At 57.1% G+C, this 20,324-nt stretch carries 11 protein-coding genes and 6 pseudogenes; 3 read left to right on the top strand and 14 right to left on the bottom strand.

The features are described from left to right. Positions 1–286 precede the first annotated feature (286 nt). The 3 genes and pseudogenes from HV796_RS36015 to HV796_RS36005 all read right to left on the bottom strand — a co-directional run. A pseudogene (locus HV796_RS36015) lies at positions 287–768 on the bottom strand (DDE-type integrase/transposase/recombinase); the annotation flags it as partial. 46 nt (positions 769–814) lie between these two features. Further along, positions 815–2,452 carry a pentatricopeptide repeat-containing protein gene (locus tag HV796_RS36010; RefSeq protein ID WP_175232633.1) on the bottom strand — a complete coding sequence of 546 codons (1,638 nt, stop codon included), beginning with the start codon at positions 2,450–2,452 and terminating at the stop codon, positions 815–817. A gap of 1,984 nt (positions 2,453–4,436) precedes the next feature. Beyond that, positions 4,437–5,336 (bottom strand): protein kinase domain-containing protein, encoded by a 900-nt coding sequence (locus HV796_RS36005; RefSeq protein WP_175232632.1) that lies wholly within the window; start codon positions 5,334–5,336, stop codon positions 4,437–4,439. Positions 5,337–6,709: 1,373 nt separating this feature from the next. Between HV796_RS36005 and HV796_RS36000 the strand changes: the two genes are divergently transcribed. Continuing rightward, the gene (locus tag HV796_RS36000) at positions 6,710–8,014 is read left to right on the top strand and encodes a hypothetical protein (protein ID WP_175232631.1); all 1,305 of its coding nucleotides are present in this window, start codon (positions 6,710–6,712) and stop codon (positions 8,012–8,014) included. Positions 8,015–8,184: 170 nt separating this feature from the next. Here the strand turns inward: HV796_RS36000 and HV796_RS46045 are convergent. From HV796_RS46045 to HV796_RS46035, 3 pseudogenes are all read right to left on the bottom strand, one after another. Next, positions 8,185–8,385 (bottom strand): annotated as a pseudogene (locus tag HV796_RS46045) (IS3 family transposase); the annotation flags it as partial. 53 nt (positions 8,386–8,438) lie between these two features. Further along, positions 8,439–8,601: pseudogene (locus HV796_RS46040) on the bottom strand (IS3 family transposase); the annotation flags it as partial. 33 nt (positions 8,602–8,634) lie between these two features. After that, positions 8,635–8,928, bottom strand: a pseudogene (locus HV796_RS46035) (transposase); the annotation flags it as partial. Positions 8,929–9,191: 263 nt separating this feature from the next. Between HV796_RS46035 and HV796_RS35990 the strand changes: the two are divergent. Continuing rightward, the gene (locus tag HV796_RS35990) at positions 9,192–10,442 is read left to right on the top strand and encodes a M91 family zinc metallopeptidase (protein WP_175232630.1); all 1,251 of its coding nucleotides are present in this window, start codon (positions 9,192–9,194) and stop codon (positions 10,440–10,442) included. A gap of 153 nt (positions 10,443–10,595) precedes the next feature. On the opposite strand, the pseudogene HV796_RS35985 reads toward HV796_RS35990, so the two are convergent. From HV796_RS35985 to HV796_RS35975, 3 genes and pseudogenes are all read right to left on the bottom strand, one after another. Beyond that, positions 10,596–11,100, bottom strand: a pseudogene (locus tag HV796_RS35985) (transposase); the annotation flags it as partial. 1,189 nt (positions 11,101–12,289) lie between these two features. Then, the gene (locus HV796_RS44515; RefSeq protein WP_246356235.1) at positions 12,290–13,321 is read right to left on the bottom strand and encodes a helix-turn-helix transcriptional regulator; all 1,032 of its coding nucleotides are present in this window, start codon (positions 13,319–13,321) and stop codon (positions 12,290–12,292) included. 844 nt (positions 13,322–14,165) lie between these two features. Next, positions 14,166–14,402 (bottom strand): hypothetical protein, encoded by a 237-nt coding sequence (locus HV796_RS35975; protein WP_175232629.1) that lies wholly within the window; start codon positions 14,400–14,402, stop codon positions 14,166–14,168. 240 nt (positions 14,403–14,642) lie between these two features. Between HV796_RS35975 and HV796_RS35970 the strand changes: the two are divergent. Next, positions 14,643–15,440 (top strand): annotated as a pseudogene (locus HV796_RS35970) (IS5 family transposase). Here HV796_RS35970 and HV796_RS35965 read toward each other — a convergent pair. From HV796_RS35965 to HV796_RS46030, 5 genes are all read right to left on the bottom strand, one after another. Further along, positions 15,417–16,523: a TraB/TrbI/VirB10 family type IV secretion system protein gene (locus tag HV796_RS35965; RefSeq protein WP_175232628.1), complete on the bottom strand. Its 1,107-nt coding sequence runs from the start codon at positions 16,521–16,523 to the stop codon at positions 15,417–15,419. The pseudogene HV796_RS35970 and the gene HV796_RS35965 sit on opposite strands and share 24 nt — an antisense overlap. Positions 16,524–16,570: 47 nt before the next feature. Then, positions 16,571–16,804: a hypothetical protein gene (locus HV796_RS44510; protein WP_246356234.1), complete on the bottom strand. Its 234-nt coding sequence runs from the start codon at positions 16,802–16,804 to the stop codon at positions 16,571–16,573. A gap of 726 nt (positions 16,805–17,530) precedes the next feature. Continuing rightward, positions 17,531–17,953 carry a TIR domain-containing protein gene (locus HV796_RS35955; protein WP_175232627.1) on the bottom strand — a complete coding sequence of 141 codons (423 nt, stop codon included), beginning with the start codon at positions 17,951–17,953 and terminating at the stop codon, positions 17,531–17,533. A 618-nt stretch (positions 17,954–18,571) separates the two neighbouring features. Continuing rightward, positions 18,572–19,510 carry an acyltransferase domain-containing protein gene (locus HV796_RS35950; protein ID WP_175232626.1) on the bottom strand — a complete coding sequence of 313 codons (939 nt, stop codon included), beginning with the start codon at positions 19,508–19,510 and terminating at the stop codon, positions 18,572–18,574. Continuing rightward, complete coding sequence (locus HV796_RS46030) at positions 19,507–20,211, bottom strand: triphosphoribosyl-dephospho-CoA synthase (RefSeq protein WP_175232625.1); 705 nt, start codon at positions 20,209–20,211, stop codon at positions 19,507–19,509. The genes HV796_RS35950 and HV796_RS46030 overlap by 4 nt, the downstream gene beginning before the upstream one ends. Positions 20,212–20,324: the final 113 nt, after the last annotated feature.

Here is a 20,324-nt window from a genome sequence, read left to right as displayed (position 1 = left end):
CAACCGAGAATGGCGGCTGGAAAAACTGGGCTTCATGTCACCCCTCGAAGCCCGTCAGGCACGGATGTTTAAACAGGCCGCCTGAGTCCCAAAACCGTGTCCAAACAATCCAGGCCGATACACTGCCCGGCGAGGCATTGCCAGGTTGACGAAGTGGTCGTGTACCATCGTGTGATGAAGACAACGAAATCGCTTTATCACGGCCACCGAATTCCCGGCGCCCGTCATCAGGGCGCCGTCAACTTGGCGAAGTGGGAAGGGGGGCGCTGGCGGTAGAGCGATCTGTTCAGCAACCGGAAGACGGATTTTCGGTTGGATCAGCTAATTCTCGCCAGACGACGAATAGCGCGGCGAGTTGCTTGCAACAGAGTGAGGCACACGACAGGCGTCGCTTGAGCGCGAAGTACTGACGGAGCGGACCGAAATTCGACAGGAACGCCTGCGTACGACCCAAGTTGCGAAAGCGCCGCTCACGTTCCTGGTGGGCTGATGATTTTTCTCCATGCGGTTTTTGATTCTGGCAGCAGACCTGGCGAAGACGTGCTTCACGTTGACCAGATCAGGGATCTCGGCTTTCGCTGCTGGATAGCTGCGCGACTGGTCTGTGATGATTCTGCGCGGCCCGTCGGGGCACGAGGCGGGCATGCGTTTGAAGAAACGCTTCGCGGCGGCCTTATCACGCTGCTTCTACAGCAGGATATCAGGTTCGGCACCATGCTGATCGACGGAGCGCCACAGCACATAAGGCTCGCCGGTCACGTTGACGAAGTTATGGCGTAACATAGTTCATAAGACGCCAATCTCGCTCCAGAATCTACGGAAAATTCGATGCCCCAGCCCTTGTGCCATCCGTATGCATCGATGCGCTGGCAACGGCCAGTACTCCCCTGTTTCGGCGTCCTTGCGAGTCGCGTGGATGAACCGGGATCCAGCCCTGTTGTCGCATGCACGCGCCGATCGCGGTGAGCAATGATGCCTGACCATGCTGACCAACGACAAAACATGTCGTCTCGCCAATGACGCCCTGTTTGAGTAGGTAATGAAAAATTGCCCGGGCCAAAGCGGGGTGAACTCCCGCCGGGCGGCTGGATTTGTTGGTGGCAGCTGTCAGCACCGCGTTTTCATGCAGGTCTAACTTATTCTGACCCTTGCTGAAGCCAAGAGACGGTTGGAATATCCCCGCTGTGATGCCATCGTTGAGAAGCCGCACCATTTCCTCGGTGCGGTTGGCCCTCTCGCACGCCGAAATGGCGGCGTTATAGGTGATGGCGTTGGGGAATACGCCGATGATGACGCCATATTGACACAGATGTGCGAACAGCTGCAGTGCGTCATCCGGACGATTGGCTTTCTCGCATGCCGAGATGGCCGCGGAATAGGTAATGGTGTTCGGGAAAACGCCCCGTGCCGGGCCGTACTGCTGCAGGTGCGCGAACAGCGCAAGCGCATCGTCCGCGCGCGCGGCCTTCTCGCAAGCAGAGATGGCAGCCGAATAGGTAATGGTGTTCGGGAAAATGCCCTGCGCCACACCATGCCGCTGAAGATGTGCGAACAGCGCGAGCGCGTCGTCTGCGCGAGCGGCCTTCTCGCAGGCCGAGATCGCCGCATTGTAGGTGATTGTGTCGGGTAAGACGCAACGAGCCCGTCCGTGCTGCTCCAGGTGTGCGAACAGCGCGAGCGCGTCATCCGCGCGGGCAGCCTTCTCGCAGGCCGAGATGGCGGCGTTGTAGGTGATTGTGTCGGGAAAAACACCTCGAGCAGGGCCGTGCTGCTCGATATGTGCGAACAGTCCTAACGCGTCCGACACGCGCCCGGCCTTCCCGCACGCCGAGATGGCAGCATTATAGGTGATGGTGTTGTGGAAGACGCCACGGGCCGGGCCGTGCTGTTCAAGATGCGTAAAGAGCGCGAGCGCGTCATCCACGCGCGCGGCCTTCCCGCACGCCGAGATAGCTGCCCCGTACGTGATGGTGTCAGGGAACACGCCGCGAGCCGGGCCATGCTGCTGGAGATGCGCGAACAGCGCGAGCGCGTCGTCCGCGCGCGCGACTTTTTCGCAAGCCGAGATGACAGCGTTGTAGGTGATGGTATTCGGGAAGACACCGTACGCCGGGCCGATTTGCTCCAGCTGCGCAAACAGCGCGAGCGCCTCGTCACTGCGTGCTGCCTTCTCACACGACCAGATGGCTGCCGAGTAGTTGATTGTGTCGGGGAAGACTGTTTGCCCCGTCCTCGGATGGCGGCACCGCTGCAGCGCCTCCAGACACGCTCTGGCGCCCACATGGTCAGCTCCGAGCTTTTTTATACAAGCCGTTGTCACCCGCAGCACATCATTGACGCCGACTTCTCCGCGATTGAACCGACCGATGATGACATCATTGGCTGCTGCGCCGGAATGCCTCATGGATGTGCCGGGCTTGTCCCCGGACGGAATGTGCGCGTGCGACACCATGCTCTTCTCCCACGCATGCCTCGGAAGCACCACAAGCATCGGGTCCGCCCGAGAGGTCGCCGTCACCGGGCGCGACGACAAAGCGGCATCAGCGGAGGCCTGAACCGGCGATGTATGCGCGGAGGGCCCAGATACCGCGTTATGAGTCGAAGAGGGAGCTGGCGCCATTGTGTCGAGTGGGTTAATGATAGAAATAACGGTCAGCATGGCACAGCCACCCGCTCGCACCGCGAGCACGCCGCAACGCTGCGCACCATTCCGAAATCCACATGAACTACGGTTAAAATCCCACATTGGGCTCTTCAAACTTGCCGATCCAAGTGCATCGTCGCACTAGGTAATATCTGCTAGCCTGCGCAACTGCGCTCAAGCGCCCGTCATTGTGGCGACTCCCCACCCGCTTGACTATATCCACCGAACTGATCGCGTCCGCTGCCCCACGCCAGCCAACCTCGCCCGTCGGCTGTGGGTCTCAGGCGTCTGTGCCTGGCGCATTTGCACTGCGCCACACGCCGTTTCACGAAAGACACTATCCCCGAAGACCCCGGCACGATCAGGTCGCTCAACAGGTGGTCGGGGCCGACCACCAACGAGGCTCGCGCCAACACAGTTCCTATCCACCATGCGGCGACAACCAGGTCCCCTGTTCGAACATCTCCTGGCGTGATGAGCATGAATGCCGACCCATCCACGCTGCCGCATTGCCGCGTCGATCGCAACGCGCAATGATCCATGACTGTGCTGGCCAACCACGAACCGAGTCTTACGATTAACGATGCCTTGTCTTAGCAGGCGGTCAAAAGCCGCATGGGCTATTGCCAGGTGCACCCCCGCCGGGGCGCGCAGAATCAATAGCACGTTTGATGATCGCGTTCTCATGCAGGTCCAACATGTTTTTCCCAGCACTAAAGCCGAGCGTTGGACGGAATATTCCCGCCGCAATGCGGTGATCGAGAAGCCGGTTAATGTCGTCCGGTCGGTTAGCCTTCTCGCATATCGAGATGACCACGTTATATCTAATGGCGCACACCCGGACCGCCTTTTCGCACGCTGAAATGGCCACATCGTAGGCAATGGTGTCGGGATCCGGGCCGTACCGCTGCAGACGTACGAACAGCGCGAGTGCGTCGTCCGCGCGCGGCCTTCGCGCACGTCGCGATGATAGCGTTGTAGGTGATGGTATTCGCGAAAACACCGTGCGCCGAACCGCGCTGCTCGAACTGCGCGACCAGCGCAAGCGCCTTGTCAGCGCGGGCAGCCTTCTCGCAAGCCGAGATGGCTGCGGTGTAGATGATAGTGTTCGGAGAGATCGGTTCATTCGTTCGCGGATCCCGATACTTCTGCAGCGCCTTCAGGCGGGCCCTGGCGCCCTTATAATCATCCCCGAGGTCCCTTATGCAAGCGGTCGTCATCCGCAACACGTCATCGGCACCAATTTTGCCCCGGTTGAACCTCCGGATGACAGATTCGTTCGCCGCTGCGCGGGTGTGGTACTAACAGCGACAGTGTCGCCCCCTAGCGCGACACTTGAGAGTGATACGAGATGTGTCCGACCCTCGTGCCCATTCAAACTCTGCAGCATCGAGGACATTCAAGAGCCCGCAGGCATCAGGCTAGAGGAATTGACAGGGTCAACAACAGGTGGGATAGAAATCGTGGCAACGGGCGGCCGAGACACGGTCTCACGTGTCGTGGAGACAGGCATTGTATTGAGGCGTCGGAGTCAGTTCAATCTATCGCGTACCGCGACACCCAAAGCGCGTCACACGATCCCGTGCGACATTGCTCTCGCTCGCACAATTCAGGATAACTACAGGTACAATTTCGCTTCAATACTGAGGCATTCCCCACATGGCCTTCTTACCTACGTTCGCACAGTGCCTCAGCAGGATTAGGCGAACGGTGCGCCCAAGTATCGCCTTGCGTGATGCTGGATCTGATCATTCAAGCCAGATTCTGGAAGGCAATGTCGCGTGACGCACACTCAGCGAGTGGCCCATAACGCCAGCCCCTTCTTGCGAACGTCCTCCATCGAACTGCCAAACCTCTTGGCCGCATCACCCGTTGTGCCCGCGGATAGATGTTGCTCCGCGATTGTCCCCAGCACTTTTGCCACGATACTCGCGGACGGCCTGTCATTGCTCGCTGTATGGAGCACCTCGTCAACGAGATTCATCAAATCATCAACGATCGTGCTGCGCCTATTCCCGAAGAACATCTCCGATGGCACAAGCAAACTCTCAGCAGATGGGGCTCTCATCCCTATAATCCACCCCGGTTCGTCGAACGCAGACAATACCTCATCCCGAAAACGCGGCCCACTTGGTTTCTCGTCACCTGGAACAATGCTTCGGTAGTCTTGCGAGGTTCTAAATCTGGCGAGCCCATGTAACAGGACATCTGCGGCCGCAGAAACATCCGCTTTACTAGCATCTGCATTCAATGATGCCCGCATGATTTCCGGCTCCATATAGCGTGGTGTTCCCGCAAAACCCGCGCCCTCGGCCTCCCCACACGCATTGCTCTGGAGCCCGACGTTAATCATCTTCAGGATGCCGTGCCGGTTGAGGATCAGATTTTCGGGCCTGATGTCTCCGTGCGCTCTTCCGTACATTTCAAGATGGGAGAGACCATCGAAAAGATCGCGGCCAAATTTCAAGATCGATCTCACCTGCGCTTGCTCACTCGCGAGGTGTTGCTTCGCTTCAACCCTCATGCGCTCAAACACCTTGCCAAGCGTATTGCCTTCCACAAGCTCCATGGCGAGACACTCTTTGGCACCGATTTTTTTAACACCGAGGAAAAGCGGCAAAGCCGGATGCGCAGGAACTGTACAATAAAACTCGAGTGCCCGACGCAGTGCAGCCTTATCTCCGAAACTCATCGCTGCGTACCTGAATCTACCCGATGTTTTTACCTCGTACAGGGTTCGCTGCGCACCCGCCTTCAGTATCCTGAGGCTCTCGATGGGTCGATCCAGCAACGATCCAATGCGAGCCGGAGCACGCACACCCGTGCCTCGCAAAGGACGCGCGGACAGCCCCGCAAGCGGACCAGCGCAGCTACGTGCCGGACTGGTTTGCGCAGAGCCCGCCTCCAGCGGAGCAACGTTCGCGGTCTTTACCGCAACGGGAACATCTCTCACGTGGTTCAACACGTTCATACAGCCCCCCCAATCGAACCGCAGACAACGCCAACGTACGATTGACGCAATTTTGACAAAACGTAGCATACGACGCTGTCGTCATAAGTGACATCCACAAGCGAAAAACATCCCGAAAGCGCGAAACCGATCTTCGATAGTCGAGACAGCATCTTCTCGTGGGTTTCTAGTGCCTGTGTCGATGGCGGGCGTGAAGATTAGCCGGCAACTGAACGTGATTCCGGAGCGGATTTGGAGCACCAACATAAGCGCGTCAAGTATGCATGGCCCTGCTATAACCCGGACATCCACGTCACGCGGCCGCCACCGCACGTGTTGCGCGAGGGGTGCTTAGCGAACCGGCACTCCCGACAAGTGTCAGTTCGGCATGCCGCTGTATCGGCGGACGGGTCTGCTGCCGCGATTTCTTAAAGATACCTCATCGACCACGCTGCCTGCCGGCAAGGTGCACGTCGACCTGGCGGCGCAGACCGTAATCGTGCACGACATAGTACATGTCGGATACCTTCACAATCGCGCCCCTTCTATACGCTATCGCCTGCCATGATTGCCTCCAAGGTGTTGGGCGCATCTGGAGCAACTCACTGCTTCCCCGGGGAAACGAATGCATCGTGCTATTCGCGCACCGTAAATGCTTGACCCTCGAACGGCATCGGCCCGCCGTGGCGGCAAAAAACTTGCCCCAATCGGAATCGGCACCGCTGATGAACGCCCGCACGCGGGGCAGACACGTTGTGGGCTGTACGGACATGTTCGGGAGGAACTAAGTTGAGTAACTTGCGCGTGTCACGCGCGCCTTCATGCCGCTACAGACGGTTTCGCGAATCAGAACTTCGCTCAACTGCGAAAAGATCAAATTCATAATATAAAATCGATTATCGATCTAAAATCTCGACGAGTGGTTATTTATTCCGAGACAGAATTGATCGCGCGTGAGTCCTAGGCGAATGGGGAAAGTTAGTCATGGCTAGTTCAGCCTTTTTTGCAAACTGCTCGTCCGTTACAAAAATCCAGAATGCAGGGTCGCCCGCCACAAACCATTTGCCGTCGCCATTATCGCCCCCCCACAAAGCGATGATTAATGACAATATCATTTGCGGATAAGTTATTTTTCTTTTTCAGATTTTCGGCTGCGCAATTACGGACATACCGGGATTGTTGCGCAGGATCCCAGGCAGTTTCAGCGCCTCGCCGCCTACAGTAAGGCAACTGAAACCTTTCTTTCCGACGTCATGACCTCCTCTACCCGCATAAACCTCAATTCCGGTCAGTCTAACCTTGAAAAGCTACCACCCGAGTTCTTGCAAACAATTAGCTCGAAGTTGTCCTCCCCCAAGGACAGAATTGCATTGGCCAATGCGAGTAAAACTTTGCAACGGCAGCTTGCCTCAGAAAAGAGCGCAGCCATGAGGACTCTGGCAGATCTCAAGGCCCACGATATCCATAGGAGCCCGACTTTTAAGGCTGTGGTCACCGATAAGAATACGGCTTTCGCAAAAATTATGGAAGAGGCGGATAAACGTGATGTTTCGCCCCTGAACAGCCCGAAACTCGGCTATAGAGCTGATATCCAGCAGCAACAGCGAAACGAAATCTTTATCAACGAGTTGACACAGCACTATCCTGATTTGTCGATTGGCATTCTTAAATTTGCAGATGGAGCAGGCGCCCTGATGATCGCCAACAGGAGCGTCAAGCCTGACCGCCCAGCGACTCTTTATGTCACTGCAGCGGATGCGAGCCAGACTATCCGGTCCAGCGACATTTTCAAGAACCAAGTTCCGGTGTCAGCTACCTTGCCCGAAGGGCACAAGATAGGTAATCACAATAATGCGCATACAAAGTTTAATGTCGCTATTGCGAATGGATGTCACGGTAAGGGCGCACAGTATGAAAGTGATCAGGGGATTCCGGAACAAGCTCTCAATGTCCGGGGATATCACGAAAAGCACTTCAAGACTACGGTCCACGGAGCGGCTACGGCACTCACGCGAAAAGGTGCCGATATCAAGGAGCCCGCCATCTTTACGATGCCAATGCCAGGACAGAGTATTCTTCTGTCTCAGGCGATCAAAACTATTGCTAGTAAATTCCCCGTGAAACACGTCGTGGTTCATGCGGACAGGGGCCCTGACGAGCGCCAGATAAAGGAGCTCAACAAGAAACGAGAGATTCCTGGAGCGCGTGGGTTTGGAGCCATCCTTGGTACGATCGCGGGCGGGATTGCGATAAGCCCACTTGCTGTCACCAGTCAAAACAATTCTCCAGACTCCGACTACTCGAAGGCCGATGCCATGGTCCGCTATGCGGAAGCGGGAAGGATAGCAGGCAAGCAATTATTCTCGCGATCCGTAAAGTATGACGCTCCTGCAAGAGATCCACTGTTCAGCCAATCATAAGCGGTCGTGATGCCTATCCTTTCTGGCAGTTCCGGGAATCGTCGTCCGACGGGCCACGTGGCGACACGCTAAGGCAGCGCCCCGGCGGCTTGAAGCGTTGTCGCTCGCCCGAATCCCCACTTCAGGATAGTCCGCGAGACGAATTCCGGACGTTTGTCAGAGCGCAGCTAACGAGGCGCGCCATGAACACTGACCAGTTGGGACAGGACTTCGATCACGCGCGCGGCGCGAATCGATCCGGCCCACGTCAATCGCCCGGCATTCACACGTGTAGTCATCGATCACCGGCAGACACTTCAACTGCTGGCCGTTGGCGCACACATCGAATACGAACTCATACGCCCAGACGGGCCGTATGCCGCCATCGCCGGCTCGGCCGCTTGCTTGGACCTACAGGCCAGCAGGACGCCACAGAGACCATGCGGCCATGCCTTGTCAGCGCTCACCGGATGAGAAGCTTGTCGCTCCAGAAAGATCTCAATGCGACGGCAACCATAAGGTGGATATTGCACCGACAGGATACTCATTGCTGCAGGCACCGGCGCGTCCCGCACCGCAAGCGTTAATTCGTAATGCAACGACGCTCTGAAGGGCCCCGGGCTTTCAGGTACGCGACCTGCTTGGCGTCGGGCAGGCGCGCTCGCCACATTTTTCGCGTTGACCTCTTTCATCACGTCCAGCTCGCGATCGCGCTCGGCCGGCATCTTCTTTAGCCGCGCTTTCTCCTGATCGAGCTGCTCGAGCTGCTTGAACCGCTTCACGCCGGCGGCCTCGGGCCCAGCCGAAATGCTGTCGCCAGTTGTAAATGCCTTGCTCGCTGATCCGGTGCTTGTTCGCGACCTCACCAACCGGTGCCTTGTCCGGCTCGCGCAGGAGGTGACCATCTGTTCCTCGGTAAACCGGCTCTTCTTCATGACGTCCTTTTCTCCGTTGGAGGCCATTCTCTCAAGTTTCAACTGGTCCGAAAATTGCGGGGCAGGTCAGGGGCGCTCCCCATTACGGCCGCACCGTTTCGCGCTTCGCGTGTGGGTGCCCCTCAAGGCTCGCTACGTACATCATATCGGTCATGAGTGTATTCATGCCGCCGCCGCTCGGTTGAGAATGGAACGGGTGGGAGTGTGAAAACAAAATACTTCTAAAAACCACGCAATTGGAATCACCTCCGATTGCATAACAGATGTCTGTTGCGCCGGATGGCGTGAGTGAGCACGATATGGGAATTTTGGACAAGATCAGAAATAGCTTTTTGCCGCACTCCAGTGATGCAGTTCCTAGCCCCCCCGCGCGCCCTGCACGCGGCGGTAGCACACAAAGCGTTACCCCTTCATCGACGCTGGCTCCGCTTCGCGAACCAGTTGGCACGCTAGGTAAAGCAGACTTTCGAAATCCGAACCGGGAAGATTCGAACATCGAGGCAAGTCGCGACACTTCGTCAACTGCATTTGGAGTTTCGTGGCTGCATAACAACCCCAATATCCAGCTACGGTTCACTTCTGGGAAAAAGGACCAAGAAAACCTTGAGGCGTTGCAAACTACGCTTGCCCGAATCGGGGACACGCAAATCGGACGCGATCTGTTTTCTGCGATCGATGAAGCAACTCGCAGGAAAGGCACCAGATTGACTATCGCGAGCAGTCCACTCGAACTGGTTCTCGCCTCGGGGGGGAACGGAGTAGAACCTCACGACAGCGTGCGCAAGAGCAATGGCGCGGGGTCAAGCGCAACACTATATGCTAATCTCGCAAGCTTATATGATCTTCGGCAAGGGCCTGAAGCCGAGGCGACCCTTTTCCATGAACTGGTCCATGCCCTTCATGCCCTGGATGGCCAGATGATCCGTAGAGAGGGCCATCCCAAACTCCTTGAAGAAGCCCGGACGGTTGGATTGGGCATGTTTGCAAAGGAGCGCTTTTCGGAAAACGCGTATCGCAAGGAACGGGGTCTCCAGCGGGCAACCACCTATCCCGGTCATTCCAAGGCTGATTACGCGAGCGTGGTCGACGATAACCTGAACATCGTTTGGGGGAAGAGCAAAGACGCGATATACAACCAGCATGGTAATACGGCGGGTTTCAAGGGACCAACGCTGAAACAGCCGCTTCTGCCTCGAAACATTTCGGCTCATTATAACGCCGAGCTCGACGCTCAAGAGCGTGCGAAGCCAAGTCCGACAGCCCGTAACACCTCCACTAGGCTTCATCAGGCTGCCAGCCGGTTGGTTGACCAAATTGCAGTCATCCTGCAGACGCCCGTGGACGTCAGAGAGCAGATCCGAACGCAGATCAACGACCGACTGACTAGCGGGATCTCGGAAGCCAGAGTGCTTGAGGCGGTCGTGGAGCAGTTTGCTAGGAGTGGGCAACTGTCTCAGGCGGACAGCCAGGCGATCATGAAATTGTTCCACGAGGCAAGGGACAAAGCAGGTTAAAGGAAGGTCTGCACAACTCGCTTTGGGAGTGTTACCTTTCACACGGTGTGCTCCCTTGGTGTCCTGAACCTTGTTGGCGAGTCGGTCGCTTGAAATTTTTGAGCGCGCTAGAGTGCTGCGGCGAAACATACGACCATCATCTGCATCGATGTTTCAAGCTTTGCGCAGAGCTCTACGCGCCATCCATAAATTACCCAAAGCAAACAGTGTGGTGATCTGGGCAGCGTTCTTCATCAAACCCCGATGGCCGGTCTTCGTGTAACCGAACTGTCGCTTGAGAATGCGAAACGGGTGTTCGACCCTGGGCCGAATCCCCATCTTCGGACGTTCGATCTGATCGAAGGTCACATCCAGCGAATCGCTCAGATCCAATTTCTGCGCTTCGCCGATCTCATTGCAACATGCCAACGAACTGGGTCAGTCTCACAACGCTTTTCGATACCCTGATTCCCGGCATCAACGTACACATCAGTTTCTTCGCCGTGCAGCAACGCCTTGCAACAGTGATGTCGTGAACATCGGCCGCCGTTCCTATGCCCATATGGACCAGGCCCGAGTCGTCGTCCGCGCCAACATGCATTTTCATTCCGATGTACCAGTTGCCGCCTTTCTGCGTCGATTGCGCTTCTGGATCAAGCGTCCCGGAACCATGCCTTGTCGTCTCCGTCACGTTTATGATGGACGGTTGCGGGCACTGGTGACGGGACCGCCATGGCGCACGCTGGCCAGCGGTCACTCCATTACCCTGGTATGAGGCCAACGCGGACGTAAGCCGTTTCGCCTAGCACGTCTGGCAGACTCGTGCCATGAACCTGCCGGTCGATCCAGCAACGCTCAGCCCCGACCCGCTTCGCGCACTAGTCGCGCAACCGGCCGTCCAACTCGCAGACAGGGAGCGCGAAGTCGGTGAGACGGAACAGGAACTGCGGTATCGGCAGCCCAGGAGCGACCAGCTCACGGATGAGCTCTCAATCATCAAACGGCAACAGGTCATGGATGCCCTGCATACGTGGATCGCAGCCGCGCCTGGTTCCAGAGGGTTCAGGATTGTGGCATATCCGCGGGGTTGAGCTGCTGCAGACTTGTGTGTAATGGAATGCGTTCGACGACCCAGCGAAATTCACCCTGACCGCTACCGTCTTCACTGCGGCGCTTCGCGCTTCGCGCTGGCGCAGTTGGTGACGCGGAAATCGAAATCGTAGCCGCGATCGACATAGAGAGAGCCCAAGGCGTTCGACGCGGACGACCAGCACCCCACGAATCGGTGGGATCGCGACGACGAGCCGCGACAATTGCGTGACGTCGTGAGCATTCGCGCCTGCGCGAATCGCACCGACCGGCGACCCCTGGCATCTACGAGGACGCGGTGCTTCGAAACAGGGCGTGCACGATCCGTGGCGTTCGGGTCAACTTCTCGCCCACCCCAACGGCGCGTACCAGTGAAGAATCGCCGGTGGCACGCGAGAAGTCGAACTGGTGTGGCTCGCGTAGTTTCGCAAGCAGGAGTTCGTGCGGACGGTCCCATACGCTGACCGCCTGCCACTTGCGCAGTCATCGCCAACAAGTTGGTCCTGAGTCCAACCGCGATCGTGTCGGCGGGTGGTTCCAATGTATCCTGCGTTCATAATGAACAGAATGAGATTGAGCGCCGCACCGTCCCACACATGCGGTAGAGAAGATTAGCTCTTTCCCCGCGTTTCGATTGCTGCGTTAATGGTTCAATCAGCGCCCACAAGTCATCGTCAATGATGAGCTATTCTATTTCCTACCTTCCATTGTTCAGTTATCCACATATAATGGCATCCTTATAATTTTTACATCCATGCCAAGAGCTTTTTGATGTGCTCTTACTCAATCAGGCCATTCGCGGATGCTCTTTCGACGGCGCGTGCAATGTGCGAAACGCCCAATTTCTGATTGATCTTCCGGAAGATCAGATACACACTCCGCTCCGAAATTCCAAAGTTATCGGCAACGTTGCACGCGGTTCGTCCATTTCTCAACAGACGCAACACATGGAGCTCACGATGGTCCAGGTCGGTAGCGCGTGCAGCCTCATCACGCACCGTTGCGACGCGCCAATCGAGGATTTCCCCAGCGATCGCACGAATTAGCACCCGATGCCTCCAAAGTGCACACTCGCCCGCCGGTGGTATCTGCCTGCTTCCAACCTGTAGTACACCAAACAGCGAACTTCCAGGCGGGTGGGCCGCACACACAAGAACACTGCCAAAACCGTATCTGGCTGACAACAACCGTAGGTTCCGGTCCTGGCGGTACGCCTCAATCTCACTACCTACCGCTGGCGCCGCCCTTCGCTTGATGTAGTCGAGCAAGACGTCATTACCGCAAGGTCGGTGTCGAGAATATGCGTGTACCCAGCCGGGATGACAGCCGATCAGACAGCGTTGTTCACGGATCCCTCGAACCTTTTCGTCCGCAAGGACCCACTTATATGTATAAGAAGTGATGCCGAGGTGCTTGAGCACGGCGCCTGTAGTCACCATAAGCTCGCCTTCGCTCGCACATTTTTGAATTCGCCCAATCGCGTCCAGCACGTCTTCGGAACAGTCAATCGGACTGGATGGGAAAATGGGAGCCTCTTCTGAACAAACACGCTCAATCGCGTGATACTGCGTGCGCAAATGTTCGGAACACACATCAGTGGATGCGAACTCTCGCAAAGAATCAAGGTTACTAATAACGACAATCTGGGCAAACGACGTACCATCGCCTCGACAGCTTCTGCGCTCAAGCGTGAGTATGCCGCCGGAATGTCTGCGCAATCTCAGAACAATGCGATCGCGCGCAAGATGAATATCTGCCTCGTATATAACATTGCATCTGCCACGCATTTCAGCGAATTTTTTGCTTTGCATGGGATTTACGCCACTCCGGCACGTTGTCGCGGATAAACGGTCGAGAGGAAGTTATCGGCCCGCGCGTTTCGACCACCCCAGCTCCCGGCGCCATTTCCCTGACGGTTCGGCACCCCCATCTCCACCACTGGCGGTACCGACTCACATCGCAAAGGCCCTAGGTGCTTGTGTAATGCGAATACTTCTCCTTCGCTTGATATAACTCGTGGATCGATATTTGTGGCAATCACCTTATCGGCATGCAGGCGGCGCACAAACGAATCCAGCCAGCCAATCGGAATTGGCCGTAAGTTGCCTGACATTTTGAGGGAACGCGCCCGTTTTTGTCGAACAACCTGATGCGTATCTTGTTTAACGTCTCCGTCCATGATTACGTCGGTTGATTTTGTCGGAGACAGGACAGTACATACAATCATGCAACAGTTCTGTTACGAGATGTTACGGAGCCACGCCTCCTCCGATTTTTGTCTAGTAGAATTCGTGTCCGCGACCCGTTAGGTCAACACATTGATCGGTATCACGATTTCTCGGCGTCGCACAATCTCCTGTACGAATGCGTTCAGGTGGGTTGTCTAATAGGCCCCTGCTGACATGGCGATGTTCTGTGGGTCAGTACCGCGCCCCGCTGGAATTCGCCCCACTTCTTCGCCCGGTACAGTTCCGATAATTGAGGATCTGAATACGGTTGGTCAGTCACATCATTATTCACGAGTCGAAACGCCCACCTACTCCTCGTACTTCGACATCCACACGCAAACCATGGACCGTTTGCGAATCGCCATCACTATGGTTCGCTCAGGCACAACCGGGCGGCGGGATCATCTCCTTACAATATGTGCCCCGCTCAAAATCGGGCTACCCGGTCAACCGCGAGACTTTTGAACGACGAGGTGACTTCCGCCAACTTCGACAGCAGTAGGTACGTCAGCCCGGGCACTCCGATTCGCTCGGCATAGTAAGAGCCCCTCCTTTTAAGCCAAAATTTTCCCAACTTGTTGATCTGAATCTCGGTGACTTGCCGATCGCCAAGCTGGACAGACAACGAGGAGAACTTGGCGCGAAAGGAGGCGATCTGCGACATGGACTTCGCTCACTCGATAAACGTCGTGCCGTCACGATGCCTGTCCGCGTCGATCTCATTTTTATATATCGGAGTGAAATCCAAGTCTCTGCTCACGTAGATCAGAACGCGTGAACCGGCCGGTATCTCGATGGTCGGCGGCAGTATCGATGCACGGCACAAGCGTCTGCTGAGAGCGCGTTTGAAAATTGCAGCCGGATGTGGTTTTAATAGGGGGTGTGAAAAAAAGAACATCATGGGTTGCCGGGTAAAGCGGGCGCAGAAGACGAAGCGCTACCCGAGCGATATGAGCGGCATCGAGTGGGCCGCAATCAGGGGATTGCTGCCACGTGCTGCTTCGCGCGGACGCCGTCGTCAGTGCGATTTGCGTGAAGTGGACAATGCGTTGCGCTACCTGGTGCGGGCGGGGTGCGGCTGGAGGGTACTGCCGAAGGACTCCCCGCCATGGCAGACGGTCTGCTGGTGGGTTCGTCAGTTGATGCGCCGCTTCCTGTTTCATACGTTGCGCGATGTGGTACTGATGCCTGACCGGGAGCTGGCCGGCCGCCAGCATTGCCCCAGCGCCGGGGTCATCGACGGTCAGACGGTGAAGGCGCCAGCGGCGAGCCAGCGTGGCTGCGACGCGGCAAAAAAAGTGGCTGGACGCAAGCGGCACATTGCGGTCGATACCGATGGCCGTTTGCGAATGGTGAATCTCACGCCCGCCGGTATCGCCGACAGGACCGGTGCGCAGGCCGTGCTGGGAGCGGTGAAGAAGCGCTGGCCGGGCGTGAAGCATCTGTTTGCCGACGGGCTTACGACCGAACGGCCCTGATGGACAAGGCGGCAACGCCTGAGTTTGTCGTCGAGGTGGCGCGCCGCCGGCAGCAGACTGGCTTTGCCGTGTTGCCACGGCGCTGGGTGGTAGAGCGCACCTTTGGCTGGATGGTTCGCTGGCGTCGGCTGGTCAGGGACTACGAGCGACGCGCCGACGTGTCTGAAGCCATGATTCACATCGCGATGGGCAGCCTGTTCTTACGCAGAATCGCTCACCTGTGATTTTTCAAACGAGCTCTGAGATGTCTGTGCAACTGCCTGCTGCACAGACCGCCGGTAATAGGTGGCCGAATTGTATTGATCCCCTGAACTCATGCCGGCGTTGGTCGCTCCCGCGCCAATGATGGACAATAACGCGGACATGCCGAAGATCTCCACAAAATCCGAATTCACAACGCTCCCCATCCCGGCTGTGCCAAGCTCATCGGCGCCGGTACTGTCCAATGCCGCGTGTGCACCATCCGGCGTACGAACCGAGTGCTGGATGACAAACAGCCCACCTTGTCCTTTGCGCAATTCGGCGTTGTAAGTGCCGCACGCGCGCGCGCCCCACGGACTCAACGTGCTCCTGCCCTCCGTGCCGTACACGTCGCGTTGCACCGTCGCGCAGACCATGCCAGGCAGATGATCCGAGATCGCCCTTGGCTCAAGCACGGCTTCGATCATCTTGCCTTGCAAAACTTTATAGAAAAGGTTGTCGATCTGATTGGCCCAACTGAGCGCGGCGCCACTGCGCGACACCTCTCGCGCAAACCGGGAATTCGGGTTATCCGCGCCCCGGTCACCGCTAGCGTCGCCGAAAATACCTGCATGTGGCGGGTCCTGCTCGTTCCCGCCGTCCACTGGCTGCAAGGTTGCCGGCGGCGGATTTACCGTGTTCGGCGGAATGATCGCCGGCTTCATGCGCTCTTCGCGCATGTACCTCTCTCGCTCCTGTCGCTGCATTTCCTTCCGCTCGCGTTTCGCGTTAATCAGGTCATCGCCTTGCGTCACACGAGCGGACACAGCTCCTGCTGCTGAAGCACCACCCGCCTGGCTCGCCGGCTCCAGATTTTTTAGCCTCGGTACGGGCTGGCGCTCTGGAATGGTTAAGTTGCCACTACTCACCGTCTTATCCGCTGACTCGCTAACGCGATGCTTCGTGTACCCGACGGTACCGAGCACAGCTATCGCGATGATGGCAATCGAAATGCCATTCAGCTTCTTCTTGCGATGATTGGCGACCAACGAGGCACTGCCCCCCCTTTCCCACTCGCGGACGGCTGCTTCGCGGTCTTCTTCCCGTTTTCTGATCTTATCGGTCATATCGGTGTCTCCTACTCTTGAGAAGCCTCTCCCGAGACTTGCGAGCGTCAGCCACTCAGCATCGCTGGACGCGTCATTGAAACAGCAAGCGGTTCACCTTCGTTCTGGACTTGGTCAGCCGCACTCACGGGATCGATATAACAGCGCGATTTGAGGTCAGCAACAATGTTCGGGGCGAAAAAGACGAGACCGATACCAAGGCCCCAGCCACCAAGCGCCATCAGGTCGATGCGGCCGGTTTTCCAGCGGCACCTCTGAATTTCCAGGGAATCGATGCCCATGTGCTGAACCCCATTCGTAGATGAGCAACTGCGAGATCGACTTCACGAAGGTGGTAATGCCGCCGAATGTGCCTGACGCGTCTCGTGCGTATGCGAGCCCTGGAAGAAGGACAAACGCCATAATAAGTATGTTCACGGTTTAATCGAGCGTCCGGTCCACGTTGTCGCCCTTGCGGGGTCGGTTTACTTCCACATCGTTTTTTGTTTGAATATTTTTCATCACTTGACTTACATGATCCACAGTTACGCTATTCCTTGAGCGCTAACGAACATCGGTTCGTGAGCGCGATTTTGATTCGGCGAAAACTTGTCTACTTCTTCGCCCCTGAGATAAGCGAACGTCCAACTCATAGTTGTTGCGCTCACGCACAAGAGGTGATGCCTCGTCTTACAGATCACAGTCAATAGCAGTCGGGCCCGCAACAACTAAAGGCTCGCGAGCTCACTTTCGCCTTCGCGACTATCACTTATCGCAGGTCGATTATGCGGCCGCAGCAGGATCGTCCCCGCCTGCAAATAGTACGGAGATTTCGTTGCACGAGGATTTGCGAATTTCGCCTTACCCCGCGAACACGAAGAATCACCATCTTGCCGAGTAGCTCGATAACGGATAAGAAGCCGATGATTTTGATTCGGCGCGAAGCTGCGCTCGTTCCTCCTCGTTGTCCGTAGTGGTGATTACTGCCATGTCGCTCGGCAGCTTGACGCCCTCTCCGCGCGGCTCCATCAGGATCGCCCGTGTCCGGCCCAATCGGCCCGTGAACAGGGCCCAGCTCGAAGATGACCTATCGCGCGCGGGGCGGGCCATTCCGTGCCGCGGCCGGTGGTGCTGTCATCGCCGTGGGCGATGGCCGCTGCGAAATCGCATTGATCCAGCTCTTTCTCAATGTCATCGAGCGTGCACGAGGCGATCTTGAGCACGCCCTGATTGCACGGTACGGTCAGAAACGGATCGCGGGAGAACCGATCCTGCAGCAGTCGCGCGGCCGGGATGGCCTCGGCGCTCGAAATCACGAACATCCTGATCTTTTCGCGCTTGGCCTTTGCAACGCTGCCCGCGCCATGTTCAAAGATCTTTGGGAGCATCGCCTTGTCGGCGGCGCGAAGCGCATCAAGACGCTCAAGGTCGAGCCGAAAAAGGTCAATCAACAGGTCGAGCAGTTCCTTGACCGTATCGCGAACGCCTCGATCCTTCGATCATCGCTGCCTATGAGACTCGCATTAAGACACTGGAAGATCGCGAGATCGTTCTGGCGGAGAACATCACCCAAACCGGGCGTCCGGTGCGCAGCTTCGACGAGGCACTTAGAACCGCTTTCGACTTCCTCGCAAGTCCTTGGAAAATATGGGCTTCCGAGCGTCTGGACTACAAGCGCACGGTCCTCAAGCCGGCTTTTGCTGGCAGGCTGGCCTATGCGCGGAATGAGGGATTTAGCCCCCCCCCTTTTTCCTTGCCGTTCAAGTTCTTAGGAAATTTTGAAGCGCAAGATTTCAGGATAGTGCGGTCATCAGGGATTGAACCGGTGTCGGCACCGCGGGCTTGCAGTGGTCGGGCGAATTTGCGCTTCATGTCATGGCGCACAACCTGTCGCGGGCAGTGGCCCTGCAAAGGGCTCTATTTGCGTTCTTACAAATGACTTTATTCGTCCCGTGCAAGCTCGGGTCAACTTTGCGCAGCCGATTTCTCCCCTGGCTTCAGGGCTGCAACCGCTTTCAATCGGGCTGCCTGATGATGCGTTTTGCGACAGCATCTTCAGGAGGGAGCAGTCAATTCAGGGTGTCGAGCCATTTCTTCACACCGTCCGCTCGACGAAAATTTTCATACGCGCGAACAGGAACTGAGACGTCAACACTCGTTAGCATTCGGCAAAGTGCATCCCCGGGACCCAGTTCCAGCGCGGCGATCGCGCCGGACTCTATGCACGAGCGCAAACAATCCCCCCAGCGGACCGTTTGTGCGATTTGCGCCGCCAGTTTGTCCACGCCCTCCGCCGTGTCTACCACCCAATCGCCATCAATTCCGCTCAGTACACGTAACCCCGACAGTGGACGATATAACGCATGGCGTTTAACTTGCTCGGCAAAAGCCTGACAAGCATCCCTTAAAAGCGGAGTATGCGACGGCACTGCAACATTGAGCCGTCTGATGTGGCGGGCGCCAGTTTTGAGTGCCTGCTTTTCAAAACAAAGGAGATCCGAATTCAACCCGCCAACAACGTAGCTATCGACATCGTTAACTATCGCAATCCAAAGCGAATTCATCTCCAGCAGCCCACTGATGTCCGAAGCGCGTAGCCCTACCACGCCCAACAAACCCGCCTCAGGCGGTGTTGCGATATCCATGAGGCGGGCCCGTTGCTCGGCCAGCGCAAGGACCACCCCCGGCGCGAGTATTCCCGCGCATCCCCACGCCGCAAGTTCCCCAACGCTGTACCCCGCGATTACGGCTCGCTTCGGGCGAGCGGTCCCCAGTGCCGCCCAAGCTGCCAGGGCTTGCGTGCAACATAGAAGTTGGCCTATCCGATTGCTATACAGGGCGCCTTCCGGAGCACTGCGCACAAACTCACGTGGATCAACTCCTTCGAGGTACGCCGATGCTTCCCGGAAGATGGCTTGCGCTTCGGGAACATCCGAAACGGCATCAAACATTTCGCGATGCTGTCGCCCCTGACCTGAGCACAGAATAGCGATAGTGGATTCACTCATTGCGATACTTCAACAGCGTCAACGAGCAGACACATAGCTAGAAGGTCGGCACAGCCCCCGGGTGACAGCCTACGCCTAACAAATTCGCAGTGAATTGCCACCGCATCCTCCAGCCATGCGTGACGGCTGGTACTTCCGCGCTCGATGAAGCCACGCGCGCAAGCCTTCGCCCATGCAGCGCCCGCCTCGCCTCCCCGATGCAGGATGTTGGTATCATCCACTTCGGCTAGGAGCGCAAACAACACGTGCACGCGATGCGCGTCGTCCGCTGCGTTCGTCCAGCAACGTGCGGCCCGAAGGGCAGGGAGTGCAATTCCATATACGCTTTGAAACCCGTATGCCGCCTCGGCACGCGCCCCTCCCGCTCCATAGCGATACATTGCCCGAACCCCATGAGAGGAATCGGTCGGTGCGTCAGTAAGGATCGAATGACCCCAGCGAGCGGCAACGATTTCCCCAAGCGAGAACGACGTGCACCGAGCCGTTCGGCGGTAACCCGCAGCGGCGCAAAGCAGGCCAAGGCCAAAGATCGCGCCTCTATGGGTGTTCACTCCACCCGTTGCGACCAGCATCGAGCGCTCCGCAGCCATACCCAATCGTCGCAACTCACTCATGGACGCGCTTCGCGCGCCAGCAGCGGTGACTTCGCTAAAATAAGTCCGCAGACTATCCGCGCTCGCCCTTAAGGTTTCGCTTGTCATATCTATTGACCTTTCCATAAATCATGACGTCACCACAAGGTTGCCTGAATCCAGCACGCGGCGATGATCGAAGGTCGGTGCTGAGCGCTTTTGAGCTTGTTGCGAGCGACGGT

Source organism: Paraburkholderia humisilvae, assembly GCF_902859855.1.
Classification (GTDB): domain Bacteria; phylum Pseudomonadota; class Gammaproteobacteria; order Burkholderiales; family Burkholderiaceae; genus Paraburkholderia; species Paraburkholderia humisilvae.
This window is presented reverse-complemented; position numbering and strand designations above follow the sequence as displayed.